The following is a 26,648-nucleotide window of genomic DNA, read 5'->3' as shown; positions in this document are numbered from 1 at the left end:
TCTAAAGGGCTTTCTCTACACTTCTGATTTTTCTTTTTTTGTGCCAACCATCAAATTGGACGACAACCAGACAAAATACTGTGCATATTTACTACTTGTCCAATGATTGCGATCGCAGGCGCACCAAATCCAGTTTGCTCTACCTGTTTGACAATTGTCTCTAAAGTGCCAATCAATTCTTCTTGTTCTGGGCGTGTACCCCAGCGCACCAAAGCAATGGGCGTTTCTAAATTCAACCCAGCTGCACTTAATTGTTCCACAATATAAGGCAGATTGTGAATTCCCATATAAATTACAATCGTTTCGGAACCGTGGGCGATCGCACTCCAATTCACTATCGGTCTATATTTACCTGCCGCTTCGTGACCAGTAACAAATGTCACTGATGAACTATATAGCCGATGAGTCAAAGGGATACCTGCATAGGTGGCGGCTGCAATCCCCGATGTGATCCCTGGCACAACTTCCGTTGATATTCCAGCTTTGACTAATTCTTCCATCTCTTCGCCACCGCGACCAAAAATAAACGGATCGCCACCCTTTAGCCGCACCACAATTGCATTATCCTGCGCTTTATCAATCAGCAATTGGGTTGTTTCTGACTGCAACAACGAATGTCTCCCCGCACGCTTACCAGCATTAATTTGCTCTGCTTGGGGATTAATCATTGCTAGAATTGCCAGACTCACTAAGGCATCATAGATAACTACATCTGCACATTCCAATAAACCTTTCGCCTTCAAGGTAATTAATCCTGGATCTCCTGGCCCCGCACCTACTAAATAAACCTTTCCCAAATACTTGCTTTTCTCTGTCATTGTGCGGTTCATCTATCTATTAAATCCCAAATTAGCTCGGCTAATTCTGCACTTGCTCCTAGTGGCTCTGCCAATTGGAAATTCACCGCAGAAAATTGTAATTTTAGCTCCTCTATTGAGGCGGCGATCGCATCGGTTATTCCACCAGCGAATAAAAAGTATGGCAAAATTGCAATTTCCCGATAACCAGCAGCTACCAACTCTTTGACTCGTGATTCTAAACTAGGAGGTACAGACCAATAAGCAACCACAGCTGGCAAACTTTCTGCTATTGCTTGGACTGGTTTTTCAGAATCGGGGCGACGGCTACCATGAGTTAACAAAATCCATGCTTGTGCTTTTATAGTAGCGATTTGCTTTGCCAGTAATTTTTCTAAATCTGGGTGAGAGCCTAAATATGGTTGCAACTCAATGATCATATCTTGACCAAGAGCCTGTTGTGCTAGTGCTACTTCGGCTGGAATATCTGTCATGACATGCACTCCTGGCAGCAGAAATAGCGGTACAATTTTCAGGCGATTCTCGTTTTGAGATAGTTTGCGTAGGCGTAGCCCAACCCAGCCATCGTAAAAAGCACTCTTGGCAAATTGTTGAATCTGCTCGGATAAAGGCTGAGAACTCATTTCCAAAGTAGCTATACCAACCAGATGTTCACTATTTGATAGGTTGTGGTTTTTTGGTAATTTGTTGCATACCAGCTTTGCTAGTTGCTGCATAGCAATTTCTGGGCGCGGATCGCGACTTCCGTGAGATACTAGCAGATAGGCAGATGACATCGGCAAAGCTTAAACTCTCAGTTACTAATTCTTATATTTTACTTAATATTAAGCTGGTGGTTATAAGGACTCTGGTGATTATTGAAACTATTCTCAATTAATAAATACAAGTATTATTAATCACTTTTATATTCTCCCACTCCTGCTTGTCTTATTCTTCTTTAGCAGTGTAAGTATAAAATTGATCAAAGGCTCCCACCGTTTCAAATTTGTAAGAAGGCATCCAAGAATTTATTTTTAAATCTGTACGGTAAATGCTAAAAATCATGTAATTTTGTCTTTCTGTAGTCCTGGCAACAATTTCTTGGATTTGCGGGTTAGCCGAATCAACCAACTTATCACAATTAAAACGGATTAAATTTTCGATAATATTCGTGGTTTTTTTGCATACATCGGTTTTTAAGTATTCTGTTAGCCGTTGCACTGCATATTCTTCATATTCAACCTGACTGGGATTAGTCTTCGCCATTGTCACACCCAATGCAGCGAGTCCTGCTGCTGCTCCAGTATATGCAATGATAGTTAGGGGTTTCATGTTTGCCAAGTAAAATTCCTTGTAATCGTTAGATTTCAGAGACTCTAAATCAACTGAGTCCGTTCCTTGAACAAAAACTCTTGATCGCTTGCCAAATAATTGCTATAATTCAAATTGTTGAATGGCGAGCGTAGCCAAGAGGTTAAGGCAGTGGTTTGTGGTACCACCATTCGTGGGTTCGAGTCCCATCGTTCGCCCTAAATAATTTAATATTAATATTATGTATACTCCTGTAAAAGGTGGGTTGCGTCGTGTTAACACTCATAACCATCACTTTAACAAGGATTTGTCATTTATAGCTTTATAGACTTGGAAAGATTGCAAGGCTACTATAATTCATTAGCTTATCTTATAAAAAATGATGCATATAAGCAACATCTGTCGTTAGGATAAGACAGGAGGCAGGAGGCAAGAGGGTTTTAGCCTCGTTTAAGCCTATCGAACGAGTCCTCAATCCCTACTGCTCGATTACTTTGGCGAAGCATGAGCGAGGGAATGGATGCTGAATTTTCAAACCTTATTTGAATCGATACCGGGATTGTATATCGTCTACTCACTCGACTTTGTGATTGTCGCGGGAAGTGATGCTTACTTCCGGGCAACGAAGACAAAACGAGGAGAGGTCATTGGTCATCCTTTATTTGAAGTTTTTCCAGACAATCCCGACGATCCGAATGCGAACGGCGTTCAGAATTTACGTGCCTCGTTGTCTAATGTAATCAAGCATCGCTTGCCTCACACGATGGCAGTGCAGAAGTATGACATTCGCCGCCCGGAATCAGAAGGGGGTGGCTTTGAGGAGCGGTACTGGATGGTAACCAACTCGCCAGTCTTTGGTGAAAACGGTGAGATGACGCACATTATTCACCGAGCCGAAGATGTCACCGAGTTGGTGCGGGTGCAGCAGCAGCAAAATGAACAGCGTCAACTAAATCAATCACTCCAAGCTCGTAGCGAGCAGATGGAGATGGAAATCTATGCCAGAGCGCAGGAGTTAAAGCAGGTCAACGAACAACTGCAAGCCAACGAACAGCAGCTAAAACTTGCCCTTAAAACTAGCAAACTCGGCTCCTGGCAATTTAATCTCAAGACAAATGTTCTGTCTACTTCTGACCAGTGCAAAGTGAACTATGGTCTACCCATTGATGCTGATTTCTCGCACCAAGTTTTGATGGAGCGGATTCATCCAGAGGATCGGACTTGGGTGCAAGCGGCAATTCAAGACTCGATTACCAACCGTAGCAATTACGATGTGGAGTACCGCAACGTTTGGGACGATGGCAGCACGCACTGGGTAATCGTTCGAGGGCATACGATCTACGACGAGGCGGGCAATCCTGAGCGCATGGTAGGAATATCATTTGATATTACCACTCGCAAACAAGCCGAAGTTGACCTACGGGAAGCCCAGGTACAATGGGAAGCCGCTTTAGCGGCAGGAGCCATTTACACATGGCGGTGGAAGATTCCTGAGAATCTGGTGATCGTGAATGCAGCCTTTGCTTACTTGTTTGGCGTTGACTCAGTGGAGGCGACGATCGGCTTACCTATCGAACTGTTTATACAGGCGATACACGAAGAAGACCGCCCACGAGTCGCCGCCGCAATTAACCAGGCGATTGAAACTGGTGAAGAATACGTTAGCGAGTACCGTGTCTATACCGCGGCGGGTGAGGAGCGCTGGCTTGCCGCACGCGGTCGAGTTGAATATGCTGCTGATGGCAGACCGATCGCTTTTCCTGGGGCACTGGCAGACATCACTGAACGCAAACAAGCCGAATCCGCTTTGCGCCAATCTGAGGAACGCTATCGAACCCTATTTGAGTCCATTGACGAAGGCTTTTGTGTGATTGAAGTGCTATTTGATGCAAACAGTAAGCCGATCGATTATCGCTTTTTAGAAATCAATCCGGCGTTCGAGAAACAAACGGGACTGAGCGACGCACAAGGCAAAAGGATGCGCGAGTTGGCTCCAAATCTTGAAGAGTATTGGTTTGAAATTTACGGCAAAATTGTGCTAACGGGAGAACCCCATCGCTTTGAGAATCGCGCCGAAGCTCTGCACCGTTGGTTCGACGTATATGCGTTTCCCATTGGGCAGCCAAAGAGCGGAAAAGTTGCGATATTGTTTAACAACATCACCGATCGCAAGCAGGCAGAAGCAACCGTGCAAGCCAGCAACAAACGGCTGAAGCTGCTTTCAGAAGTTGCCAACGATCTCTTGCTCAATGAAGATCACAAGATATTTTTGACCAGTTTGTTTCAAAAGGTTTCGACTCATTTGCAGCTCGAAGTTTACTTCAATTACTTATTTCAAGAAGACCAGCAACGTCTTGAACTCAATATCTATGGGGGCATCTCAGAAGACGTTGCTTTATCCGCTAAATTTTTGGAGTTGGGGCAGGGGGTGTGTGGTTATGCGATGCAACATCGCAAGCCAATTATCGTTGAAAATCTGCTCTCAACGAGCGACCCACTTGCCCTTCCACTTCAGTCAATTGGCATCAGAGCTTATGCCTGTCATCCACTAATTGTGGGCGATGCCTGCGGGGGGCAAAGCCATCGCGTCTTGGGCACTCTAGGACTGGGAACTCGTCAACGCGATCGCTTTACCCGTGACGAACTCGATCTCATGCAAACGGTTGCTAATCAAGTCGCGGCTGCCTTAGAACGATCGCGCCTGGTTGCAGAACTACAGGCACGAGCTGAAGCCTTAGATCAAACTAATCGTATTAAAGATGAGTTTTTAGCGGTTCTCTCCCATGAATTGCGTACTCCCCTGAATCCAATTCTGGGATGGTCAAAACTGTTGCAGGGGGGAAAGCTTAATGCTGAAAAAACGAATATTGCGATCGCTACAATCGAGCGCAACGCCCAGCTACAGGTGCAACTGATTGATGACTTGCTAGATATTTCCCGGATTCTGAGCGGCAAAATGAGCTTATCAACCTCACCCATTGAGCTGAATGCAGTAATTTCAGCCGCGCTGGAAACGGTTCGGCTAGCCGCAGAAGCTAAATTAATCCAAATTCAGATGATCATCTCGCCCGTTCTAGGAGTGGTAGTCGGGGATGCAGGGCGATTGCAGCAGGTTGTGTGGAATCTTCTGTCTAATGCCGTTAAGTTTACTCCTATTGGGGGCCAAGTCACGATTGCGCTATCTCAAGCTGAAAATCACGCCCAAATTCAAATCAGCGACACCGGAAAAGGGATTCGTGCCGACTTTCTCCCCTACGTGTTTGAACATTTCCGGCAAGAAGATAGCGCAACCACCCGCAAATTTGGCGGGCTAGGGTTGGGACTAGCGATTGTACGCCAAATTGTGGAAATGCACGGCGGAACAGTTACAGTAGACAGTTCCGGCGAAAAACTAGGAGCGACATTCACAGTTCAAATTCCGCTTGCGCCTCAGTTAACTGAAGCACCAACCTTAGATCAATCACCCGTTAAAGAGAGTGATTTGAGCGGCATTCAAATTTTAGTCGTCGATGATGAAACGGACTCGCGGGAGTTCATCGCTTTTGTTCTAGAGCAACATGGCGCGATCGTCACTGCTGTTGCATCTGGGACTGATGCACTGCAAGCGATCGCTCAATCCATTCCCAACATGATCATTAGTGACATTGGGATGCCAGAAATGGATGGTTATATGCTGATCCGACAAATTCGTGCCCTTCCACCTCAGCAAGGGGGACAAATTCCCGCTATTGCCTTAACGGCTTATGCCGCAGAAGTGGATCAGCAGCAAGTGATCGCCGCCGGATTTCAACGTCACGTCACCAAACCCATTGATCCAAAGGTTTTGGTGGCGATCATCGTCGAAATGTAGACTTATATGTATTCCCTTAGTTGAATATGCCGGGTAAAACTATGAGCAGCTAAACAAATTGCTGATGCTGACAACCAAACCAGGAGTGCGGGCGGTAATTTGCCGATGTTGTACAGCACTTGATGAAGATTGGTAAGCCACTTCTGTGTGATTGTTTTAATCATAATTTAATTGTCATATTTTTGATTGTCAATTTTAGATTTTAGATTTTAGATTAAAGAAGAAAGAATTATTTGGTTCATGCCCCGTGCATTGTGGGGCGAGTGCGGTCTTGGGGTCTGTATCCGGGATGCGGGAAACAATCAGGCAGCTGTTAGAATTAACTCCCACTACTAAATTAATGTATTCTTCTGATACACACTCAATTCCATAATTGTACTATTTGGGTGCAAAGTGGGGTCGCCAGCTTTTAAAAGAAGTGCTAGAGCAAGCAATTGCAGATTCTGACATTACTGTGGCTCAAGCAGAGGCGATCGCTGTAGCAATTTTACGTGAAAATGCCTTAGTTCTCTACCAATCAGCGTCCAGCATCAGCAAGTCGTAACCCTCAAGTAATTGATTGTAGCTACACAGATAAATCATATTTATCTGTGTTATTTCGTGTTTATATGTGGTTTAACAAAAGGTGGAGGCTTATTTGTCTCGCCTTGAAAGTTAACAATGACTTATTTACTATACTCAAAAAATTATTCAGGAGGACTCAAACTTATGTTTCATCATCCGTTCTAAGATTGTTAGCCAAGAAGTTTATTGGTTGACATCAGACTTGAGCATTGAGCCGATGACAGTACAGGATCTGCTGGATCTGCGCGATCACTTGGTGAAAAAATTTTATCCTAATGAGGGCGGTCTGCTAGAATTGGACTTCGGCCCGTTTTATGATTACTCTCCGGCAATCCACGACCCCAAAAATATTGGTAAGGGAGTACAATTTCTCAACCGCTATTTATCCAGCCAACTATTTCAAGACTCCAAAGAATTGCTGGATAACTTATTTAATTTCTTGCGCCTGCACTAATATAACGGTATTCAACTGCTGCTCAACGATCGCATTTAATCACAGCAGCAACTTTCCGAGCAAATTAAGAAAGCTATCAGTTTTGTTAATAATCACCCTGATGAGGAACCCTACGAACAATTCCGGTTCCAATTACAAACAATGGGTACTTCCCTTACTCGCGGACTAAAGATAGAGTAGAGAGCGATCGCCAACGACTTGCAGAAACACTCTTTACTCTGGAAGACCCCGCGCAAATCTTTGGCAAACTCAACGTCTCTAACAGACGCGATTAATCGCGTCTAAATTGTCAACGCCCGCCAAGTACGTTGACCAACTATTCCATCTGTTGCCAAATTCCGCTGGTTTTGAAAAGCTTTGACAGCAGTCTCTGTCAGTGCACCAAAAATCCCATCTACTCTTACGGCATAACCGTTAGACACTAAAAGCTGTTGTAAGGCTCTGACAGCAACACCAGAGCTACCGAAATTAAGAGTAGGTAGAGGTTGGCTACTAAACTTCTGGAACCGTCCTGTAGCCTTTGCACGGACTTTACCTCCAGACTGAGAATACTTCTTAGACTCACCTAAGTTAGAAGAAGCTAGGAACTGATTCTTTTTACTAATTTTCTTAAGTATCTGTTCTTTATCGACTGCGATCGCACAGGGAGAAGCCTGGTAAATCCCATCTGTCTGGATGAATTCAGGTGGTGTGGCTTGAGCCGTTATCTCTAACTGACTCTGTTTTGACTGCTTTACATCATTTTCCATCTGAAATAATTGCTGCTGTGGCAAATTGGCCCCAGATGCTTGTCTTATTGTTAACACGTTCATCTTCATCAGGCCAATTTCAGTCATTGTAGTTCATTTTAGGGACTGACAAAAAATAAATTATCCAAAATTATTTGTACATTAGTAGGGGATCTTGGCCAAGATCCCCTACTAATTTTTTCAGATAATATTGAATTCCCTCCTTAACCGCTCTAGCAGCGCTGCCCTCTCTCCATAGCAAGCATTTCTTGGGTGATGGCAACATTCTGGTAAGGGGACACCGCTTTGGCATAGTGGGGATTGAGTAAAGTTAATCCCTGATCATACACAAAAATCGCTTCTGTGATATTGTTTTGAGCTTGGTAAACCTGATTCAAACGGCTATAGATTTTCCCGTTTTGGGGATTGAGTTTTAAGGCTTGGTCATAGGATGTGATCGCTTCTTCCCACTGACCGTGTTTTTGCAGGATACTGCCTAAGTTACAATACACCACTGCCAAGTCTAGCTCAAGAGCGATCGCTTGCTTGTGGTAAGTAACAGCAGTTTTCAAATCCCCTGCTTCTTGGTCAATTTTATAGTTAACTACGGCTGATACGGAATTAGACCCGGCCTCGCTTTTGCATTTCTTGCTGACGCATGGGCATAGCGTCAATTTCCTTAAAAATTGCTGTCGCCTGGACTGGTGTAGCATCACTGCGCTTAACACCACCATCTTTGCCCACCAAAATCACGCGGAAATTTCCTTTGTCAACCCCAAAGCGATCGCGCAACTTGGCAGCAGAAGGCTTATCTATTGGCTGTCTGTTGGCATAGCTTTCATCTGTTGCCAAAACCTGAACAAGAACTAAATCCCGATCTGCAAAACCGCTGTTATGCTCTTGCAACAGTTGCATTTGCTGCTGATAGGTATGGTTATCAACAGACGGTGCAAAGACTAGTAGCACGCGGTTTTTCCATTTTTGAGAACTGAGGTTAAATGAAGACATTTTGATGGCATGATTGGTTGAACCTTGGGCAATATCAGCTTTGCTAACTGGCGATAGGACTATACATGCTAATAGGGGGAGGGCAATTAATACTGAATTCTTCATAATGGGTTGTTACTTGTTTTCTATCCTTTCAAGCTATCATTGGTTTCCCTACTTTTCCTCTATCTGTTGATGGTTTAAGTAAGTTGGCATAATAAAACCAAACTATGTAAACAAAGATAAACTAGGCTAAAACCCTTTTCCCTGTTGCCTCCCCAAAAAAAGAGAAGTTTTGCCTTGTGTTTACAGCGCTGATTATGCCTACTGTTCGGTATAGCGACGCGGCGTATAAACCCAGATATTACCATCGCGGCGCTTGATGGTTCGGGTTTTTGTGGAACCAACGAGAATAATTGTCCGCATATCAGCGGTTGCTGGTGTTAACTGGTCAAGTGTAATCGCTTTCACCGTCTGTCCTGGTCTGCCGAGATTTTGCGCCAACACTACTGGTGTATCTGGTGTTCTATATAGCAGTAAAATCTTTCTCGCTTCTGCCAGTTGCCAGGTACGCTCTTTGGAAACAGGATTGTAGAAAGCAATTACGAAATCAGCTTTAGCAGCAGCGGCAATTCGTTGTTCGATCGCAGACCAAGGCTTCAAGATGTCAGAAAGGGAAATAGCACAGAAGTCATGCCCAAGAGGCGCACCAATCGCTGCTGCTGCTGCCTGCATGGCTGAGATGCCTGGTGCTACATGAATGTCGATACTATCCCATTCGGGTTTGGCATAGCGATCGCATACTTCAAAAACCGCTGTTGCCATTGCATAGATACCGGGATCACCAGATGAAACTACAGCTACATATCGCCCAGATGCAGCCAAATCAAGGGCTATTTTTGCCCGTGCTTCTTCTTCGCGGTTGTCGGACTCATGCCGTTGCTTACCATCAGCCAGAGAACCAACTAAATCTAAATAAGTTTTATAACCTACTAAATCAGTTGCAGACTTGAGTATCTCCTTCACTTCTTTTGACATCCATTGCGATCCACCAGGACCCGTGCCTATAATTGCTAACCGTCCGCGTGGCTGACCGATGGTGTTGGAGTCAATTGGTTGAGGAGCAATGGCGATCGCCAAATGGGGAGATGAGGGAGATAAGGGATATGTGCCTGTCGCGGCGATCGCTGCTGCTTGGGCAGGGCTATAACCTGCTGATAGCTGGACTTCTAGCTGATTTTGGGTAAAAAAGCGGGCAGGCACTCCCAAGGCGCTAGCTACGGCATGGATTCCTGGATCGGCAGCAGCGGTGATAGGTGCAAATATCCCGGCGACTGATGCTCTTTCTAGTCTGGCATCAGCTAGTAGCTGCTGTACTAAAGCGACTGCATCATCTGCATAGCCAATCATGCCACTAATTGCGAGCGCTATAGTTGCAGGGTGGTAGACAAGGCAGTTGGCTCTAGGAGTGACCAAACGTTCGGTAACTTGGATAGTCAAATCTCCTTTTGGATCTATGGGCAGTTTACTCTCGCTCAACCAAGGTGCTATGCCTTCTAGTTTGACTTGCGCCCCGGCTAGCAAATCTGAGATAAATTTCTTCGCATCGTCTGGGTTTGCTAAATGGTATCCAGGGGGAGGAAACAATAGCGTTGTGCCCAAACGGAGGTCACCTGTGGTCGTAATTGCAGGCTTGACATCAAGCGCTTCGGCAATGCGGCGGGCCAAATCGTTTACCCCAGCAAGTCCGCCCAAGAGGGGTACAACAGCACTACCATCTTCAGCCACAGCTAGCACTGGTGGTTCTTGTTGTTTATCCGAGAGTACGGAAGCTAGCGTCCTGATCAGAATGCCGGCGGCACAAATGCCAATCAGTGGCGTTCCTTGGGCGAATAACTCGCGCAACGTCTTGCCAAAATTAGTAAAGCTGACATCAACTCCTGATGTGCGACCCGCTAGACCGTATAGCGTCGCCCCTGGTAGGACAGTGATTATTTTGCGTGCTACTGTCACACTATTTTGACCTAGTACTACAATGGCAGGTGCAACATTGATCATCATAAGTAGATATCTTGCAAAATTTGATATCCTTCAAATGAAACCACAAATTTAGACATGTAGCGACTTCGTGCGAAGTGCGTAAGCGTAACCCGTGTAGACATCGCTTGATAATAATAGGACTTACGCAAAATATCTCTCAAACTCTGATTTCTCCGTGCCGCGCCAGTTGCTAAGAAAGCGGGAACGCTAAGAGCGAACAAGTCTCTTAACCGCAAGGGCGCACTGGCTTCTCTGTGCCTCTGTGGTAGCCTGCGGCAAGCCGCTTTGCGTCTACGTAATTCCGTAACTTGTGCGTAAGTCCTAAATAAATAGGTAAAATCCACTTTGCGTCTACGCATACAAACAGCGCCTGAATTCTTGGGCTATAGCACGTTTACTTCCCGATATGCAACGGTTGATTGTCGCGCAATTCCGTAGTTAGTGTGATACAGAGGGTCATTTGCTTGTGTTAAAGCTAATACCTGACGTTGCTTTGTGGTAGTTTTTGATTGTCAATGCGAAGAAGCTGTGATTTTAAGTGATGCAGAGGCGATGTCTCACGACAAGCCCTCCGGGTGCGCCAGTCGCTTATGGGGAGCCACTGCGGTGGACGGGTTAAGAGGCATAAAGGAGGCAGTGCGCCCTTGCAGTTTCCCGACTTGTCCATTGCGCGTCTCCCCTTCTCACATTGGGAGAAGACCGCGCTGGCTTACCGCTGTGTATCTACGCATTTGGGTCCTTAGGGGTGCGATCGCATTTTCTTAAAAAAGGCGACGCCAAACAGCCCGTCGTAGACATTGCTTCTTGTTTCAACTAGCTTTACGCTCTTTGAGGACTTGATCTAGCAAATTTCTAGCAGGTTGTGCTTTAGTCAACGCTGCTTGATGGTCATTATAAGCACGAACAAGGCGAGAAAGACTGCTCACACCTACCTTGAGTTGCTCAAGTTCTTCACCAGCAACCACTTCCCCATCAAGCATCCGCCCGATCAACGGTTTGATGTCGCCCACTTCCTGCCGGACTTTTTGGAGCTTTTCTAGGTTACTCAGTAAGCTTTTGAGTGAGTTCAAGATGTCATCAATATCCTGGACATCCTCCACTGGTTCGGCCGAATCTTCAGGCAAATCTTCAATTGTCACTGTATCTTTATCTGAAATTGTCGGTAATTCCTGTGCAGATGTTTCATTTTTAACCCCGTTTGACCGTGCCATCAAAGCTTCCTCAAGGAATTTTCCTTAGTGTATCGCTTATTCCAAGTTACTAAAAATAATATTGTTATAATTCGTTAAATTTGGTGAGTATTAATACAGTCTATAATCAGGGTCACTTCAATCGTTCAATAAATATGGAGGGTTAAATCTACTTCTGTTGCGGAAGAATCCACGGCTTTCTTATTCAGTTATATATCCCTCTTATCAGAAGTATTTCTGTTTCTTATAATAGGCAGAAAGGACTCCTATTTTATTTTTTAGAAAACTCAGTACATTTTTAAGATACTTCTTGAATGTTGCCTATTACCTGCCTTTGCAAGTAGGTTTAGAGGAAGCATCCCAATTTGGTAAAAATAAAAGAAGAAAAATTATTCGCGAGTTTACATCACGAATAATCTGGGGATTCAATCTTGTGGTTCTTCTGACTCTTGCTCATAACCAGAACTAATGTTTAGCTGATCAATCATCAAGGGGATAAATTATTCTCTGTATTTCGTCCCAAAGGGAACGTTTGTACTCCTGGGTCAAAGTTATACATCTAGGAAGAGCGCTCAGTCACCGCTTCTCTACGAGACGCTGCGCGAACGCTACAACTGGCTCATCATTAAATTTTTGTCTCTTCACACCTAGATGTACAAATAATTTTTAATTATGTTAATTTATATTACATATTTAAATTTGTATTCTGAACATGCTTAATAATTTATTTTTAGTATTTGATAATAAAAATCAAGTACTATCGGAAGATTTTTAAGAATTACCAGGAGAGACTCAATGCTTACATCAAATTTGAAAACTGAAAATATGTTTGTGGAATTACTTGATCATGAAGAGGAATCTATATCTGGAGGAGCATTTAGTCTTGAAGCCGATAAGCTTAACTTATCATTTACAAATGTAGCTTTAAATATAGACGGTGTTAAAATTTTCCTTAAAACAGGATCTGTCCAGTTAAGTGGAATAAAAATAGGTGGCTAGAAGATAAAAGGAGACTGAGCATCCCAATTTTGCAAAAATAAAAGAATCCCTATATTATTTGTGAGTTTCCATCGCGAATAATATAGGGATTCAATCTTGTGGCAAAATTGGGATGCCCGGAGTTTAGAAATCAAACTGGCTTGCTATATTCGTCATTTTAAGTTTTAATATCTCAGTTTTTCAAGCTAGTTTCTGAAAATTAAATTGACAAAATCTGCTAAATTTGAACTGATGTCTGCAAATCAGTATTAGTGTACTTAAAACATGCAAATACACTTATTACATTTTCACCTACTGAAGCGTGGACTAATCCTCAACCTAACATTCTTGTTGAATAAAACGCAAAAGTTTTTTCTCAAATTCAATCATGTATGGGCGTTTTAAGTCTCCACAAACACTTCAAAACTCCCTCTGCTGGTGTTTATAGGTTTCCACTATTACATAGCCGACTAATGCGATCGCCTTAGTAATTGCATCTGCTGACATTCCAAGTCCAAATAATTGAGTGGCTAATCGATTCTCACAGTGTATTCTCTATTCCAGGTGACAATAGGACAACGGAATTATCTTCAGAAGTTTTAGAAAGTCCTCACGAATATTCATCGCGGTGTTGTAGTCAGTGTGACACTCAAACCCACATCTTTTGCACCAAAACTTAGACTGAAACGGGCGATTCCCTTACTCAATATGTCCATATTGGCTATATTTTTGAGACGTGTACCGTCGGTCAACAAACCCAACATTCACACCCCTAGCTTTGACTTTGTAGGTCACAAATGCTTGGAACTGGGCAAAACTCCATCCATGCAATCAGCGGCGTTGAGTCTTTCGTATCTTTGCTCTACTAAGAATGTTCGTGAGGTCTTCAAAAACCAAGGTTGCACCGGAGTGAACAGACCGAGCCAATCGCTTACTCAGCATATGGTCACAGTCTTTTCTGAAACGTCTCTGTCTACCCGACAGCAGACTTCGTGCCTTTAGATTTAAGTTGCAAAGATTAGTGCAAGATCCGGGGCATTGAACCCCATCAGCAAGCGCACCTATCCTTCCCAACCCACAAGGGGATTGGGTTTCCCGGTGACACAATGAAGTATCGCCGACGCTAATGTTCCGCTTGAGTCGTTTCATGCAGACCGCTAGTTGACCGTCTCATTTGTAACAAGGAAGACTCAAGCCTTCGTCAATAACTCGTCGAGGCAGTCAAAGCTGGAGTTCCAACCTTCGATGACCCCCATCTCTTCATGCTTGCGACGGTCTTCGGCAGACTCATGCATAATTTGGAGTGTGAGTTTGGTATTAGTGCCCAAATCCTCGAAAACCGCCGTTGTAACCATTCCCCTCGGCAGTTCAGCGTTCACAACCTTTTCAAAGCCTTCATCAAATTCATCACTGGTAACAATCCGTTCAAAGGGCACGATTTCGCGGAAGACGCCTTTGGCCGGGTACTCCGTGCCGTCTGGGCCAATCATAACGTAGCGCCATTTACCGCCCGGACGCAGATCCAATTCAGTTACCCGAGTCGTAAAGCCTTTTGGTCCCCACCACTGCACTACGTGGTTCGGATCAGTCCATGCCTTAAACACGAGTTCGCGCGGCGCGTTGAAGACGCGGGTGATGAGGATCTCGCGTTCCGATTGAGCATCAGTGGAATCATTTTTATTGCTCATTTTGTTTCTCCTGGGTTTGTAATTCGTGCAGGTAATCATCCAGCCGATCAAGACTCTCTTCCCAAAATTGGCGATATTGCTCGATCCAATCCGCCGCGTCCTTGAGCGGCTGTGCTTCGATCTGGCAGGGTCGCCATTGAGCCTCACGACTCCGGGTGATCAGTCCGGCACGCTCCAGCACCTTGAGGTGCTTAGAAATTGCCGGAAGACTCATCTCGAAGGGCTTGGCTAACTCAGTGACCGATGCCTCACCCTTGGCGAGGTGAGCCAGGATCGCACGCCGTGTGGGATCGGCAAGGGCGGCAAAGATGACGCTCAGTTGATCGGTAGACATTTTTATTTAACCGACCGGTTAATTAAATGTTAGTTTAAATGTACTATTGAATAATGTCAAGCACTGACTTAACCTGTCGTTTGAACTCTTACATTGAAATAGGGTTGCCTTGTAGCCCATCAAGAAGGCAATATCTTCTGGTCTGCATACAGTAGGCATCCATTGACCGAAGCTAGTCGTAGATGTAACAAATGATTGCTCATCTCACTACTGCCTGATATTAAGCAATTTCGCCATAGCCAACCGTTGCAGTTTCCCGGTAGCACCACGAGGTAGTTGATCCAAAATGTGAACTTGCTTGGGAACTTTGAAGTCTGCCAGCATGGTTGAACAGTAGGCTAAAAGTTCTTTTTCGCCAGCTTCTGCCTTGAGGACAACAGCAGCGTGGATATCTTCTCCTAAAGATTTATGGGGGACGGCAAAGGCCAAGGCTTCGGCGACGGCGGGATGGCGCAGCAAGACATCATCCACTTCTAAGGGAGAAATTTTTTCCCCACCCCGGTTAATCAATTCTTTAATGCGTCCAGTCAAGCGGAGGTAGCCGTCTGCATCCAGTGTGCCCTGATCTCCTGTGCGGAACCAACCGTTTACAAAAGCTGTGGCGTTAGCTTCTGGGTTGTTTTCGTAGCCATCTATGACATTAGGTGCTTTTACCACCACCTCGCCCAAGCTTCCTTGAGATAATAGGTTGCCTTCAGAGTCCATAATGCCGACTTCCACACCGAAGCCATAACCTACAGTACCTGGTTTGCGAACTTTTGGCGGTAGGGGGTTGGTGGTCATTAAGTGAGATGCTTCAGTCATGCTGTAAGATTCCACCACAGGAGCATTGAGAGTTGCCTCTAGCTGTTCAATGATAATCGGGGGCAAAGAAGCGCTACTAGAGCGAATGAAACGAAAGCGATTAGCTTTGACAATTTCTGTGTTGCGGCTAGCGCGGGTCAAAATTGTCTGGTGCATGGTTGGCGCTGCGGAGTACCAGGTGGGTTTGTAGGTATCTACCAGTTTCCAAAACTCTAGGGCATTAAAACCATTGGGACAAATTAGTGTGCCGCCCGATGCCAGGGTTGCTAGCAAACAGCCTACTAATCCGTGAATGTGGAACAGGGGCATTAGGCAAAGTGTAGTGTCAGCTGCTGTGAGTGAGTAAGCACTAATAATGTTGCCGGCTGAGGCGATTAAGTTGCGATGACGAATTGGCACACGCTTGGGACGACTGGTAGTGCCGCTAGTGTGGAGAATCATCGCTATATCATTGGCGTTGGGGGCTGCGGGATTCGAGGATTCTGCTGGTTCTAAGCCTGTTTTGACTAATTCAAAGCTCAATGTGCCGTCAGTGTTTACCTTGGCATTAATCAGCATCATGTCGGGTGTGACGGCGGCAATGGCTGCTTCTGGCCCCTCAGACAACATAATCAATGCTTTTGCCTGGGTATCTTCGTAGTAGAAGGCAAATTCTTCTTGCTTGTATTTGGGATTCAAGGGTGCAGCAGTGCCACACAGGGCGGTAGCCAAAAAGGTAATAGCCATTGGTGAACCGTTAGTCATGGCAATGGCAATGCGATCGCCTCGTTTCAATCCAAAGCTGTTGAGTTGGGATACCAGTCCAACAACATTCTCGCGCAGTTGCTTATAGGTTAGCGATCGCCCCCCAGGTGTAACTAAGGCTGAATGATTGTCTTCCCCTGCTAAAAGCTCAAATAAGTTCATTAAAAACCTCCAGTAAACTGCATCCCCTTGTTAGGAGTTATTAGTAAAAGGGACTGGGCATTGGGAAAGAAACTCTTTCCTTGTCCCCCTTATCCTTCTTGTCCATATTCCCCATACTTCGACGCCGCCCAACTCTTGGAGAGGCTTCGCCCTAAGCGTAGCTATGCCGCAGGCTTTACGGCTACGTTCAGGACAAGCTCAGTACAAGTGCCCAATCCCCAATTCAACCATTATTTGCTTTCTTTTGTCAGTAAGTTGATGGCAAAAGACAAGAGCTAAAATTAATTAAATAGAGTATCTGTCGTTACTAAAAATCAGAAAAATCTTTTTCAGCAACTAAACCCCATCGATAAAATATGGATCGTCGGAATTTTCTAAAGTATGTCACTTTAGCAGGATCTAGCTTTGCCTTAACAAGTTGTGTTCAAGGTAAAAATTCCACATCGCAGGGTGAGGTGTCTCCCTCAGCGTCGCCTGTGGCGGTAAATGAACCTCTCAAGGTGGGATTTGTTTATATGGGGTCTGTAGGTGATTTTGGCTGGACTTATGCCCATGATTTAGGTCGCAGAGACATGGAAGCCAATCTTAACGATAAGGTAAAAACTACCTTTGTCGAAAATGTCAACGAAGGTGCTGACGCCCAAAGGGTGATTCGCCAACTAGCATTAGATGGTAACAAGTTAATTTTTACAACTTCCTTCGGGTACATGAACCCAACAATTAAAGTTGCCGAAGACTTTGGTGATGTTGTCTTTGAACAGTGTACAGGATACAAACGTGCTGCCAATGTCGGCACTTATCTGGGACGTTTTGAACAACCGCGTTACTTAACTGGCATGATTGCTGGCAAAATGACAAAATCGAATGTAGTTGGTTTTATTGGTGCATACCCAATTCCAGAAGTAATTCGGGGAATCAGTGCATTCACTCAAGGAGTGCGGCTAACAAATCCCCAAGCAAAAGTTAAGGTACTTTGGGTACAAAGTTGGTACGATCCAGCTAAGGAAAGAGAAGCGGCTCAAGCTTTGGTCAATTTAGGTGCGGATGTACTAACGCAGCATACTGACTCTAGTGCCGTTATCCAATTGGCTGAGGAAAAAGGCATTTATGCTTTTGGCTACAACACTGATATGAGTAAGTTTGGTCAAAAAGCCCACCTAACATCAGCTATTTACAAATGGGGCAAATTCTATACAGATAAAGCCTTGGCTGTAATGAGTAATACTTGGAAGTCGCAAGAGGTTTGGGATGGCATTGGTGAAGGGATGGTGGATATTTCGCCAATGAATCAGGCGATTCCGGCGGATGTGCAACAATTGGTGAATGCGAAGCGCGATGAGTTTATTCAGGGTACTGCACATCCTTTTGATGGCCCGGTGAAAGACCAAAAAGGAGTAGTGCGAGTCCCAACGGGTAAGGTGTTGGATGATCAGGGACAACTGGCGATGGATTGGTATGTTGAGGGAATTGAAGGGTCAATTCCTAAGGGGAAATTATAGTAAGCAATTCAAAATTCACCAGAACCCCTGTGCCGTAGAGAGTAATAAAAGAACAAATAATTTTAACCTTGGTTTATCTCAGGCATCTGACCACATTTCAACTTCTTGGCATCCAGTTTGGAGTAAGTGAATCTACAGCAAACGATACATTTATATTTAGAGTTGGAGTAGAAGCGCCAATAGTTGCAACGTCCAGCCAGTGGGATTTTTCTAAATTCTATTTGCTCCGATTAAACTTGTGTTTTACCTACTGAACCCGTTTTTATCGGTAAACCTGTTGATTTCAAAACCTCTAGTAATACAAATAGAGTTGTATTTACTGCTGCATCTGCTAATGGTCTTTTGGCTTGAATTAAAATCTTTGCTAACCTAAATGGGTCAAATTTAAGAAAGTCTTTAATATCTTTAGTCCCTTTTTTTGTTGGTCATTCTCCATTTAGTCTAAGAGAATGTTTGAAAAGTCGATGAAAGGTATAATTCGTCATTTTGAACGTAACGAAGTGGAGTGAAGAATCCCAATTTTCCGTTAAATTGTGAGATGCTTCACTGCGCTGGCGCTCCGTTGGGCATGACATTTTATACTTTTCAAACATTCTCTAAAGTCCAGTTATTACCCTACAACGATTTGAATCCAGATTAGTAAGAATTGCTTGACCTAGATTAATCAGAAGTCGCCAAAATCCGAGCAAGCAGGTGGCGACATTCGATGAGTTTAAGAGCGATCGCTTTTAAATAATAAACCCTGCTATCATCCGACTACAACAGGCTGTAATCCCAACAATGCCTTAATGTAAACAGCTTTGCAATCAGACTAGTTTTACTAAAAGCGCGGATAGGTAGGTGTTGGCAAGAAGGTGAAGACAAAAATGGTTGTATTGCCTTATATGTAAGCAGTTGAGCTTGAAAGCCGCTACTCTCAAGCGGCTTTCTGCTGACTACAGTTCTTGTGTGTCTACTTGTGGGTGATAGTAGTCTTGAACGTATTTACTAGTCACTTCTAGCAGTGTGTCGTGACCTTCAGGACTTACCTGTGGGAACGCTGACCGGACGTTGCTGATATAAGAGGTAAAATCACTTTCACTGGGATTGAAGAACTCTTGCCCGATGACCAGTGCAGCATAAGTTTCAGACATCTTAGTGCTGAACCCGTGCTCGGTGAGTCCATCACCGATGTAGCGAAATAGCCAGTTGGCATCAGGGTCCTGCTCAATCAATTTAGAAGCGTTTACTATGAAGTCTTGGTATTCAGTCATTGGGGTTACTCCTTTGGTTGTGTTGTCTTTACGAAGTTAACCACTCTTTAGCTAAACACACAAAACACGGGTCAGCTTATAATTCCATAGAATTATAAGCTTTCCACAGATGTCTTAGTTTTGTACCCCTGTAACTATCCCAAAATCTAAGGTCGAGTACAAGTACCTCACGCCTAACAATCTCAACAGTGGAACTGGCTAGTACCGCAAGGTGGAAGTCAAAAGTCAAAAGTCAAAAGTCAAAAGTATTATGGAATGGGCTTTTTAAGGATTTTAAATGGTTGCTCTATTTACGCCGTAGGGTACTAGGGTAGTATTTTTAAGTTTCTACTCAATTCAATTGTGGATTGTTCACCAAGACTTATCAGTCTCAAAAATCGTTGATATCTACCCGACAAACTTAATTATCTCTATACTTTGGTATTTTTTTTCAGCCGTCGAACTCACGTAGTATTAATCCAGAGATTTTTCAAAGATGAGTTTGTTTGCCGTCAAGCCGCGATTCTGACGAAAGATGCATCTAATGATAAACAAAATATCTAAACATCTAGAAAATTTACTGCGGTATAGCTGGAGTTGTTAAGCCTTCTCAAGCCAAGGGATTGAGACGGAAAAATTATGCAGTGTATAAATTTAGCCGCTCAACATTTTGTTTCATGTTAAAACGTTATTTTCTACTTAAATACTTAAGCGTATTACTCGCAAATCCAGTATTAGTTAGCATACTAATGCTCGCAGCATTGACAAGTGCTTGTCAAAACAGCGATCCGGCAGCAAAAGCTGTCAGCCCCCCAGCATTGCCAGTGAAACTTCAGAAAATTGATGCAGGCACGCTCGAAGAAAGTTCTGTGTTTGTAGGAACGTTAGAGGCGCAGCAAAAAGTTACGCTTCAGCCCCAAACTCAGGGTAGAATCGAATCGATTCTCGTGTCTAGCGGTCAGCAGGTGCAGCAAGGTACAGAAATCGCATCGTTGAGCTTGGATCAGACGCAGGCAAATGTTGCGAGTTCGATCGCAGCGGCTAGTTCAGCGCAAGCAGCATTGGGAACGGCTCAAGCACAACTTCAACAAGCCGAAGCCCAGCGCATTAAAGCCGCTGCAAATGTTCAGCTGCAACGGACACAATTCAATCGTAACCAACAGTTAGTCAACGAAGGAGCCATAGCCAGGCAAGAGTTAGACATTGCCAGAAATAATTTACAAAGTGCGATCGCGGATTTGCAAGCCGCAAACAAACAAGTTGCTGCATCAGGTGCAGCCATTCGGCAAGCACAGGCAAATGTGCGCTCTGCCCAAGCCAGTACCGCTGCCGCGCAAGTCAATCTCAATTTCAAACGAGTGGTAGCACCCATCACTGGCGTAGTCGGTTATTTTCCAGTGAAAGTGGGAGATTATGTCAACACTGGACAAACCATTACCACAATCACGCAAAACAATTCGCTGGATCTCAATCTTTCTCTACCCTCAAATCGATTGAACCAATTGCGAATCGGATTGCCCGTTGAATTGATCGATCCCACCACGCAGAAATTGATTGGCACGGGCGCGATCAACTCTATTTCTCCCTCAGTCAGTTCCCAGCAGCAGTCAATTTTGAGCAAGGCACGCTTTGTGAATTCACAAGGACGACTGCGTGATGGGCAATATGTTCGAGCTCGTGTGATTTGGAATCGACAACCAGGTATCTTAATTCCCACCGCCGCAATTTCTCGCGTTGCCGGACAAAGTTTTGTGTTTGTCACTGAAAACAAAACCGTAAACGGCAAACAGCAGCAAGTTGTGCATCAGCGTTTAGTGCGCCTTGGTGACATTCAAGGCACAAACTATCAAGTCCTCTCAGGACTTAAATCCGGCGAAACGATCGTGACTGCTGGCATTCTCAAACTTAGAGAAGGCGCACCAATTCAACCGCAATCCTAAATCCAGGACATCTCATAATGTCGATCGCCAACACCTTCATCAAACGCCCGGTGTTAACTACCGTTTGTACCCTAGTGATTCTCATTTTAGGGGGCGTGTGTATTCCGCTACTGCCGCTCAATTACTTGCCAGATATTGCGCCGATTCGGGTTCAGGTTTCAGCAACCTATACTGGGGCGGATGTGGAAACCGTAGAAACTGCCGTGACAACTACGTTGGAGCGACAGATTAACGGCGTTGAGGGAATGCAGTACATGACCTCGAATAGTTCAGCAGGTAGTAGCCAAATTTCAGTGTATTTCGGGTCACAGACCGATAAAAATATCGACCAAGTAAACGTGCAGAATCGGATTGCCCGTGCGACACCTCGCTTGCCAACGACCGTGCAACAATTCGGTGTGACAGCGCAAACGTCTTCAACCAGCATTTTATTAGTGTACGCGCTTTATCCCCAAAATAATGAGTATGACGCGCTGTTTATTAGTAACTATATTGACCTCAATTTGCGGGATCAGCTGCTGAGAACACCGGGAGTTGGCGATATCACAATTTTTGGTGAAAAAGAGTATGCGATGCGCTTGTGGCTCGATCCAAATGCCCTGGCGAGTCGGCAATTAACCGTGACAGATGTGGCAACGGCACTGCGATCGCAAAACATTCTCGCCGGAGCCGGAACGTTGGGTCAACAGCCTGTACCTCCAGGTCAAAGTTATGAAATTCCGCTGCGAGTCAATGGTCAATTCAAAGATGCATCAGGATTTGAAAATCTCGTCATCAAAGCCGGGAGTGATGGCAACTTAATTAAACTCAAAGATGTAGGTCATGCCGAACTCGGCTCGGAGACTTACGCTAGTAATGCGAAAAATAATGGCAAGCCGGCGATCGGCATCGCAATTTATCAGTTACCAGGTAGTAATGCGCTGGATGTGGCGAAAAACGTAGAAGCGCAAATGAATGACCTGATGAAAGAGTTTCCGCCCGGATTACAAGCCAAGATTGTTTACGATACCGTTGGGTTTGTGCAAGCATCACTCGAAGAAGTGGTGAAAACGCTTGTGGAAGCGATCGCCCTGGTCGTATTGGTAATTTTTCTGTTTCTGCAAAACTGGCGAGCAACGATTATTCCCATTGTTGCTATTCCCGTTTCGCTGATTGGCGCATTAGCATTTGCTTACCTGTTTCGATTCTCGTTAAACAATTTGACTTTATTTGGTTTAATTTTGGCGACAGGATTAGTCGTAGATGATGCGATCATTGTTGTCGAGGCAGTCGCCCGCAAAATTGAACAGGGTGTTAGACCGTTTCAAGCGTCGGTCGAGGCAATGGACGAACTCACTGGAGCGGTACTTGCTACCTCGCTGGTGTTGATGGCGGTGTTTATTCCAGTGGCATTTTTCCCGGGTTCGACTGGGAGAATGTATCAGCAGTTCGCGTTAGTAATTGCCTTTTCGATCGCGATTTCAGCGTTTAATGCGCTTTCATTCAGTCCCAGTATGTCGGCGATTTTGCTGCGCCCGCCACGACCCGCACGCGGCGCACTTGGCTGGTTTTTTGACCGATTTAATCAAGTTTTGGCATGGATTATTCAACGGTATCTAGCGATCGTCAATTTTCTGATTCGGATTCGTTACGTTGTCATTGGATTGTTTGTGGTCGGTTTAGCTGCGACTTATTTTATGTTCACCCATGTTCCGACCGGATTTGTTCCGAGTGAAGATCAGGGCATTCTATTAGGCATTATTCAAGCCCCGGAGGGGGTTGCCCTCGGCTATACCGATCAAGTACTTGAAAAAGTTGAACAAATTCTCCAAAAAGAATCAGAGATTAATAACGTTTTTGCAACTTCGGGATTTGGCTTTGCAGGTAGTGGGTCAAATCGAGGCGTGTTCTTTGCCCAGCTCAAGCCGTGGGAAGATCGCAGCAAATCCGATCAAAGTGCTTCTGCAATTTTAACCCGAATTAATGGCGCATTTCAAACGATTCCCGAAGCCGTGATCACCGCGGTTAGTCCCCCACCGATTCAAGGCTTTAGTACCTTAGGTGGATTTGAGTTGCAGCTGGAAGACCGCACCAACGGGCGACTGACAATCGATGATTTTTTCGCCAATGCCCAAGCGGTTCTAGCGCAAGCAAATCAAAAACCAGCCCTCAAAGGCGGTGTGTTTACACAGTTTACCGCCAGTACCCCACAGTTTGAAATCGACTTTGATCGCGATCGTCTCGAAGCGCTCAATGTCAATTTTCAGGATGCCGTGACCACACTTGGAACCGCCATCGGTTCGCAGTATGTCAACGATTTTATCCTCGGACAGCAGAGCTATCGTGTTTATGTTCAGGCAGACGGCAACTATCGCCGATCGCCGAATGATATTCGTCAGCTTTATGTGCGATCGACAAACAACCAAATGGTGCGATTGAGTGATGTTGCAACACTCACGCCAATTACAGGCCCATCTGTAATCAATCACTATAACGGCTTCCGCGCTATCGATCTGCAAGGTAGAGAAGCATCGGGCTACAGCAGTGGACAAGCAATCCAAGCAATGCAGCAAGCGGTGAGCCAAGTAGCAACACCGGGAGTTGGTAGTGATTGGATCGGAACTGCCCGCGAAGAATTAAGTGCAGGTAACTTGGGCATTCTAATTTTTGGCTTCGGGATCATTATGGTGTTTCTCACACTTGCCGCTCAGTATGAAAGTTATATCGATCCCACGATTATTTTGTTGACCGTACCGTTAGCGTTGTTAGGTGCGTTGAGTGCGCTGGCCTTGCGCGGTTTGGTAAACGATGTCTACGCGAACGTGGCGTTGGTAATGCTGATCGGACTCGCCTCGAAAAACGCCATTTTGATCGTTGAGTTTGCTAACCAAGCTTATGAAGGGGGCATGACAATTCGAGAGGCAGCCTTGACCGCAGCCGAAGAACGGTTTCGACCAATTGTCATGACTTCGAGTGCGGCACTGCTGGGATTTTTCCCTTTGGTAATCGCCACCGGAGCGGGTTCTGCCTCGCGCTGGTCGTTGGGAACGGCTTTGTTTGGCGGGTTACTCGTGGCAACGATTTTAAGTTTGCTCTTTGTTCCAGTGCTGTATGTAATTATTAAGACTTTGGAAGATCGCTTGTTGAAGCACAAACCTTCTAATCGCTCCCAACCGCCTGACTCAAATGCAGATGAGGATGCACAATCAACAGCGATACCTTCTCATCAAGAGGCTTCTCCTGACGGAGACGCTTCGCGTAGCTTGCTTCCACGAAGTGGTACGCCAACGGCAACGTCTTCTCCTTCTCCTATCGGAGACGCTGCGCGAACAAAGACGCCAACGACGAATGCTGATCAACATTCATCTATAGTTGTGAAGCAAAATGTTGATGGTAACAGACCCAATGATTCGAGTAATTGAAAAAGGGAATAGGGAGTTGAGAGTTGGGAGTTATTATCTTCATCCTCCTCATTCCCCCACTCTACCTTCTATTACAACAGGTAAAGATTAAGTTACAACTTTGGGAGCTGCTGAGACAATGTAGAGTATCTTCTAATAATTTAGCAAAGTTATAAGCTTTGGAGGAAAGTAAATGAATGCTAGACTAATCGCTTTCTCTGGCTTTGTGACAGCATTTGTGGGTGCAGGAATTGGTTTTATTGCTGCTGACTTATTTCCTTGTCCTTACACAAGTCAAATGTATAAAGACTTGGATCAAAAATATGCCATTGTCGGTGCAGTTGCTGGTTTGGTGATTGGTTCGAGTCAGGAAATGATTCGAGAACTTAAGCAAGAGCGGGATGCGGAAGAAGACTTGCTGCGGGATTTTAATAAAGCCATTCACTCAAGTAGAAATAAAAAAAATTACTGATCTGTTAGTGCAAGACATAGTTCTTTCAAATGACTTCCCTACTACAACAACACGCTACCGTGGTGAAAGAAGTTGAAGAGTTGTGCTGCCTAAATTTCTGTCCAAAAAGTTGATACACAAGGGGGCGAGAGTCAAATTAAAAACGCTCTTGTTTTCAATACTTAATACTGCTTAGAGTTTAAGCGAACTGTATTGGCTCGAAAGCGGAGTGGCTCAGACTCCGCTCAGTTTCTGTCTGGGTTTAAATAAAAAGCTGAAACTCTCTTCACTTCTCTACGAGAGGCTGCACCAACGTGACACTGCGTGAAGAATTTTGAATTGTTAATGGTGTTGTTAAATTAGCAACAGCAGAGTTATGAATTAAAAACTTTCTTCAAATTTTCTGGCTGCGTTACTGCCAAATATTGAGCCGCCATTTCTGGTGTGAGTAGTTCTATCATGACTTTGTTTTCCAACCAGAACTCAATAACATCAAATAAAGAGTCGCGGTTACAACGTAATACTCTCCAACCTTCTCGTTTGCCAATCAACTCGATTTTTTCTTGACTAGAAGAAACCGAGATTGCTGCATGAGTAGCTGTGAACCCAGAAGGAGTGACATCTTCTGCAAATGTACACTGGTTATCTCCTTCACCAGGCATTAGCTGAGTTTTTAACGGATAAAGTTCAATCCCTGTTCCATGTTCGTCAAAAGGAAAAACCATATAGCTACCTGAGTTAGGGAAAAAGGGAAAAGCTTGCCCATTGAAGACTTCAGCCAAAACTTGGGCAACGTGTAAGGGATTTTGAACAGAAATAGATATGTGATGAATCATACTTAATTACCTCATACCCCATAATCATGATGGAGTTTATAAATTTTTTGTTTCGTGGAGTGCTTATCTTCCACGAGTGGATTGATTACTTTTCACTCCATTTCTATTCATTTATGCAAAGAGGAAAACAAATTTATTTTTCACGGAATTTGGAAAACCTTGCTTCCATTGCTTTCCCCTATTAGGCTAAGGGCAACTTGCTGACAAATATTTGTTGTTTTAACCTTTTGCTAGGGGTTTCTTAATATTGCTGGGACAATTTGAGTGTGCTAAGTATAACCCACGAGAAATGAGGTATAGAATTCACTTTTGGAATGAGTAGCGTCTAATGCGATCGCAATTTGCATTTTCGATGGCTTTTTGCGGTAACGTGTACCAAGTTAAAAGAGAAGTATCAATGGGATAAGGTAGGAGACAATCCCAAGGAAAAAATTTCAGCCCAAAGCATGAAAATGCAGAAAATATGAAAATGAATGCGTGAACTACTTAGATGAGAAAGCATTCAAGCGTTTTGAGAAAGCAAATCTTCTAATTGTTTCGTAGGGTGCGTTATGGAGACGCCAAAATAACAAATGCGTTCGCCGAAATAACAAATGAGTTCGCCAAAATAACAAATGAGTTCGCCAAAATAACAAATGAGTTCGCCAAAATAACAAATGAGTTCGCCAAAATAACAAAT

22 protein-coding genes, 1 tRNA gene and 2 pseudogenes are annotated in these 26,648 nt (G+C 44.5%); 10 read left to right on the top strand and 15 right to left on the bottom strand.

The annotated features are described in order from the left end of the window. Window positions 1-50: 50 nt before the first annotated feature. From cobA to V7K40_RS16645, 3 genes are all read right to left on the bottom strand, one after another. Complete coding sequence (gene cobA / locus V7K40_RS16655; RefSeq protein ID WP_334961475.1) at window positions 51-830, bottom strand: uroporphyrinogen-III C-methyltransferase; 780 nt, start codon at window positions 828-830, stop codon at window positions 51-53. Beyond that, window positions 827-1,594, bottom strand: coding sequence for a sirohydrochlorin chelatase (locus V7K40_RS16650; protein WP_334961473.1), 768 nt, complete (start codon window positions 1,592-1,594; stop codon window positions 827-829). Before V7K40_RS16650 ends, cobA begins: the two co-directional genes overlap by 4 nt. A 151-nt stretch (window positions 1,595-1,745) precedes the next feature. After that, complete coding sequence (locus V7K40_RS16645; protein ID WP_334961471.1) at window positions 1,746-2,129, bottom strand: DUF4359 domain-containing protein; 384 nt, start codon at window positions 2,127-2,129, stop codon at window positions 1,746-1,748. 124 nt (window positions 2,130-2,253) lie between these two features. On the opposite strand from V7K40_RS16645, the gene V7K40_RS16640 reads away from it, so the two are divergent. The 4 genes and pseudogenes from V7K40_RS16640 to V7K40_RS16625 form a co-directional block, all read left to right on the top strand. Beyond that, window positions 2,254-2,326, top strand: a tRNA-His gene (locus tag V7K40_RS16640). Between the two features lie 302 nt (window positions 2,327-2,628). Further along, window positions 2,629-5,958: a PAS domain S-box protein gene (locus V7K40_RS16635; RefSeq protein ID WP_334961469.1), complete on the top strand. Its 3,330-nt coding sequence runs from the start codon at window positions 2,629-2,631 to the stop codon at window positions 5,956-5,958. A gap of 382 nt (window positions 5,959-6,340) precedes the next feature. Next, window positions 6,341-6,502 (top strand): hypothetical protein, encoded by a 162-nt coding sequence (locus V7K40_RS16630; protein ID WP_334961467.1) that lies wholly within the window; start codon window positions 6,341-6,343, stop codon window positions 6,500-6,502. A 120-nt stretch (window positions 6,503-6,622) separates the two neighbouring features. Then, window positions 6,623-7,123, top strand: a pseudogene (locus tag V7K40_RS16625) (sucrose synthase); the annotation flags it as partial. A 134-nt stretch (window positions 7,124-7,257) separates the two neighbouring features. On the opposite strand, the gene V7K40_RS16620 reads toward V7K40_RS16625, so the two are convergent. The 4 genes from V7K40_RS16620 to cobJ form a co-directional block, all read right to left on the bottom strand. Continuing rightward, window positions 7,258-7,812 (bottom strand): peptidoglycan-binding domain-containing protein, encoded by a 555-nt coding sequence (locus V7K40_RS16620; protein WP_334961465.1) that lies wholly within the window; start codon window positions 7,810-7,812, stop codon window positions 7,258-7,260. Between the two features lie 125 nt (window positions 7,813-7,937). After that, window positions 7,938-8,276, bottom strand: coding sequence for a tetratricopeptide repeat protein (locus V7K40_RS16615; RefSeq protein ID WP_334961463.1), 339 nt, complete (start codon window positions 8,274-8,276; stop codon window positions 7,938-7,940). A 49-nt stretch (window positions 8,277-8,325) separates the two neighbouring features. Beyond that, window positions 8,326-8,817, bottom strand: a complete 492-nt coding sequence (locus V7K40_RS16610) for a DUF4174 domain-containing protein (RefSeq protein WP_334961460.1) — start codon at window positions 8,815-8,817, stop codon at window positions 8,326-8,328. Between the two features lie 198 nt (window positions 8,818-9,015). Next, window positions 9,016-10,752 carry a precorrin-3B C(17)-methyltransferase gene (gene cobJ / locus V7K40_RS16605; protein ID WP_334961458.1) on the bottom strand — a complete coding sequence of 579 codons (1,737 nt, stop codon included), beginning with the start codon at window positions 10,750-10,752 and terminating at the stop codon, window positions 9,016-9,018. 474 nt (window positions 10,753-11,226) lie between these two features. On the opposite strand from cobJ, the gene V7K40_RS16600 reads away from it, so the two are divergent. After that, window positions 11,227-11,496 (top strand): hypothetical protein, encoded by a 270-nt coding sequence (locus V7K40_RS16600; protein WP_334961456.1) that lies wholly within the window; start codon window positions 11,227-11,229, stop codon window positions 11,494-11,496. A 44-nt stretch (window positions 11,497-11,540) separates the two neighbouring features. On the opposite strand, the gene V7K40_RS16595 is transcribed toward V7K40_RS16600, so the two are convergent. Next, complete coding sequence (locus tag V7K40_RS16595) at window positions 11,541-11,942, bottom strand: hypothetical protein (RefSeq protein ID WP_334961454.1); 402 nt, start codon at window positions 11,940-11,942, stop codon at window positions 11,541-11,543. Window positions 11,943-12,716: 774 nt separating this feature from the next. On the opposite strand from V7K40_RS16595, the gene V7K40_RS16590 reads away from it, so the two are divergent. Next, window positions 12,717-12,920 carry a hypothetical protein gene (locus V7K40_RS16590; RefSeq protein WP_334961452.1) on the top strand — a complete coding sequence of 68 codons (204 nt, stop codon included), beginning with the start codon at window positions 12,717-12,719 and terminating at the stop codon, window positions 12,918-12,920. A 599-nt stretch (window positions 12,921-13,519) separates the two neighbouring features. Here the strand turns inward: V7K40_RS16590 and V7K40_RS16585 are convergent. From V7K40_RS16585 to V7K40_RS16570, 4 genes are all read right to left on the bottom strand, one after another. After that, the gene (locus tag V7K40_RS16585; RefSeq protein WP_334961450.1) at window positions 13,520-13,663 is read right to left on the bottom strand and encodes a hypothetical protein; all 144 of its coding nucleotides are present in this window, start codon (window positions 13,661-13,663) and stop codon (window positions 13,520-13,522) included. A gap of 426 nt (window positions 13,664-14,089) precedes the next feature. Further along, on the bottom strand, window positions 14,090-14,587 hold the full coding sequence (locus V7K40_RS16580) for an SRPBCC family protein (RefSeq protein ID WP_334961448.1): 498 nt from the start codon (window positions 14,585-14,587) through the stop codon (window positions 14,090-14,092). After that, the gene (locus V7K40_RS16575; RefSeq protein ID WP_334961445.1) at window positions 14,577-14,921 is read right to left on the bottom strand and encodes a metalloregulator ArsR/SmtB family transcription factor; all 345 of its coding nucleotides are present in this window, start codon (window positions 14,919-14,921) and stop codon (window positions 14,577-14,579) included. Before V7K40_RS16575 ends, V7K40_RS16580 begins: the two co-directional genes overlap by 11 nt. Before the next feature lie 207 nt (window positions 14,922-15,128). Beyond that, window positions 15,129-16,631 (bottom strand): acyl--CoA ligase, encoded by a 1,503-nt coding sequence (locus tag V7K40_RS16570; RefSeq protein WP_334961443.1) that lies wholly within the window; start codon window positions 16,629-16,631, stop codon window positions 15,129-15,131. Window positions 16,632-16,987: 356 nt separating this feature from the next. On the opposite strand from V7K40_RS16570, the gene V7K40_RS16565 reads away from it, so the two are divergent. Then, window positions 16,988-18,130 carry a BMP family ABC transporter substrate-binding protein gene (locus V7K40_RS16565; protein WP_334961441.1) on the top strand — a complete coding sequence of 381 codons (1,143 nt, stop codon included), beginning with the start codon at window positions 16,988-16,990 and terminating at the stop codon, window positions 18,128-18,130. 151 nt (window positions 18,131-18,281) lie between these two features. Here the strand turns inward: V7K40_RS16565 and V7K40_RS16560 are convergent. Together V7K40_RS16560 and V7K40_RS16555 are read right to left on the bottom strand one after the other, a co-directional pair. Beyond that, a pseudogene (locus V7K40_RS16560) lies at window positions 18,282-18,552 on the bottom strand (HNH endonuclease); the annotation flags it as partial. 513 nt (window positions 18,553-19,065) lie between these two features. Beyond that, entirely contained in the window at window positions 19,066-19,383 is a 318-nt protein-coding gene (locus tag V7K40_RS16555) for a hypothetical protein (RefSeq protein ID WP_334961439.1), read from the bottom strand. A gap of 728 nt (window positions 19,384-20,111) precedes the next feature. On the opposite strand from V7K40_RS16555, the gene V7K40_RS16550 reads away from it, so the two are divergent. The 3 genes from V7K40_RS16550 to V7K40_RS16540 all read left to right on the top strand — a co-directional run bounded on the left by V7K40_RS16550 (window position 20,112) and on the right by V7K40_RS16540 (window position 25,154). Continuing rightward, window positions 20,112-21,302 (top strand): efflux RND transporter periplasmic adaptor subunit, encoded by a 1,191-nt coding sequence (locus V7K40_RS16550; protein ID WP_334961437.1) that lies wholly within the window; start codon window positions 20,112-20,114, stop codon window positions 21,300-21,302. 17 nt (window positions 21,303-21,319) lie between these two features. Beyond that, window positions 21,320-24,703: an efflux RND transporter permease subunit gene (locus V7K40_RS16545; RefSeq protein ID WP_334961435.1), complete on the top strand. Its 3,384-nt coding sequence runs from the start codon at window positions 21,320-21,322 to the stop codon at window positions 24,701-24,703. A 172-nt stretch (window positions 24,704-24,875) separates the two neighbouring features. Further along, a complete protein-coding gene (locus V7K40_RS16540; RefSeq protein ID WP_334961433.1) occupies window positions 24,876-25,154 on the top strand; it encodes a hypothetical protein in 279 nt (92 codons plus the stop codon). Window positions 25,155-25,507: 353 nt separating this feature from the next. Here V7K40_RS16540 and V7K40_RS16535 read toward each other — a convergent pair whose 3' ends face one another. Next, the gene (locus V7K40_RS16535) at window positions 25,508-25,969 is read right to left on the bottom strand and encodes a hypothetical protein (RefSeq protein WP_334961431.1); all 462 of its coding nucleotides are present in this window, start codon (window positions 25,967-25,969) and stop codon (window positions 25,508-25,510) included. Window positions 25,970-26,648 lie beyond the last annotated feature (679 nt).

This window comes from Nostoc sp., from assembly GCF_036917195.1.
Taxonomy (GTDB): Bacteria; Cyanobacteriota; Cyanobacteriia; order Cyanobacteriales; family Nostocaceae; genus Nostoc.
This window is presented reverse-complemented; position numbering and strand designations above follow the sequence as displayed.

Excerpts from the sequence above, each read along its gene's own strand:
- V7K40_RS16550 (WP_334961437.1), top strand. The coding sequence starts at position 20,112 with ATGCTCGCAGCATTGACAAGTGCTTGTCAAAACAGCGATCCGGCAGCA.
- V7K40_RS16635 (WP_334961469.1), top strand. The coding sequence starts at position 2,629 with ATGCTGAATTTTCAAACCTTATTTGAATCGATACCGGGATTGTATATC.
- V7K40_RS16580 (WP_334961448.1), bottom strand. The coding sequence starts at position 14,587 with ATGAGCAATAAAAATGATTCCACTGATGCTCAATCGGAACGCGAGATC.
- cobA (WP_334961475.1), bottom strand. The coding sequence starts at position 830 with ATGAACCGCACAATGACAGAGAAAAGCAAGTATTTGGGAAAGGTTTAT.
- cobJ (WP_334961458.1), bottom strand. The coding sequence starts at position 10,752 with ATGATGATCAATGTTGCACCTGCCATTGTAGTACTAGGTCAAAATAGT.
- V7K40_RS16575 (WP_334961445.1), bottom strand. The coding sequence starts at position 14,921 with ATGTCTACCGATCAACTGAGCGTCATCTTTGCCGCCCTTGCCGATCCC.
- V7K40_RS16620 (WP_334961465.1), bottom strand. The coding sequence starts at position 7,812 with ATGACTGAAATTGGCCTGATGAAGATGAACGTGTTAACAATAAGACAA.
- V7K40_RS16645 (WP_334961471.1), bottom strand. The coding sequence starts at position 2,129 with ATGAAACCCCTAACTATCATTGCATATACTGGAGCAGCAGCAGGACTC.
- V7K40_RS16535 (WP_334961431.1), bottom strand. The coding sequence starts at position 25,969 with ATGATTCATCACATATCTATTTCTGTTCAAAATCCCTTACACGTTGCC.
- V7K40_RS16585 (WP_334961450.1), bottom strand. The coding sequence starts at position 13,663 with ATGTTGGGTTTGTTGACCGACGGTACACGTCTCAAAAATATAGCCAAT.
- V7K40_RS16590 (WP_334961452.1), top strand. The coding sequence starts at position 12,717 with ATGCTTACATCAAATTTGAAAACTGAAAATATGTTTGTGGAATTACTT.
- V7K40_RS16545 (WP_334961435.1), top strand. The coding sequence starts at position 21,320 with ATGTCGATCGCCAACACCTTCATCAAACGCCCGGTGTTAACTACCGTT.
- V7K40_RS16555 (WP_334961439.1), bottom strand. The coding sequence starts at position 19,383 with ATGACTGAATACCAAGACTTCATAGTAAACGCTTCTAAATTGATTGAG.
- V7K40_RS16570 (WP_334961443.1), bottom strand. The coding sequence starts at position 16,631 with ATGAACTTATTTGAGCTTTTAGCAGGGGAAGACAATCATTCAGCCTTA.
- V7K40_RS16610 (WP_334961460.1), bottom strand. The coding sequence starts at position 8,817 with ATGAAGAATTCAGTATTAATTGCCCTCCCCCTATTAGCATGTATAGTC.
- V7K40_RS16595 (WP_334961454.1), bottom strand. The coding sequence starts at position 11,942 with ATGGCACGGTCAAACGGGGTTAAAAATGAAACATCTGCACAGGAATTA.
- V7K40_RS16565 (WP_334961441.1), top strand. The coding sequence starts at position 16,988 with ATGGATCGTCGGAATTTTCTAAAGTATGTCACTTTAGCAGGATCTAGC.
- V7K40_RS16540 (WP_334961433.1), top strand. The coding sequence starts at position 24,876 with ATGAATGCTAGACTAATCGCTTTCTCTGGCTTTGTGACAGCATTTGTG.
- V7K40_RS16650 (WP_334961473.1), bottom strand. The coding sequence starts at position 1,594 with ATGTCATCTGCCTATCTGCTAGTATCTCACGGAAGTCGCGATCCGCGC.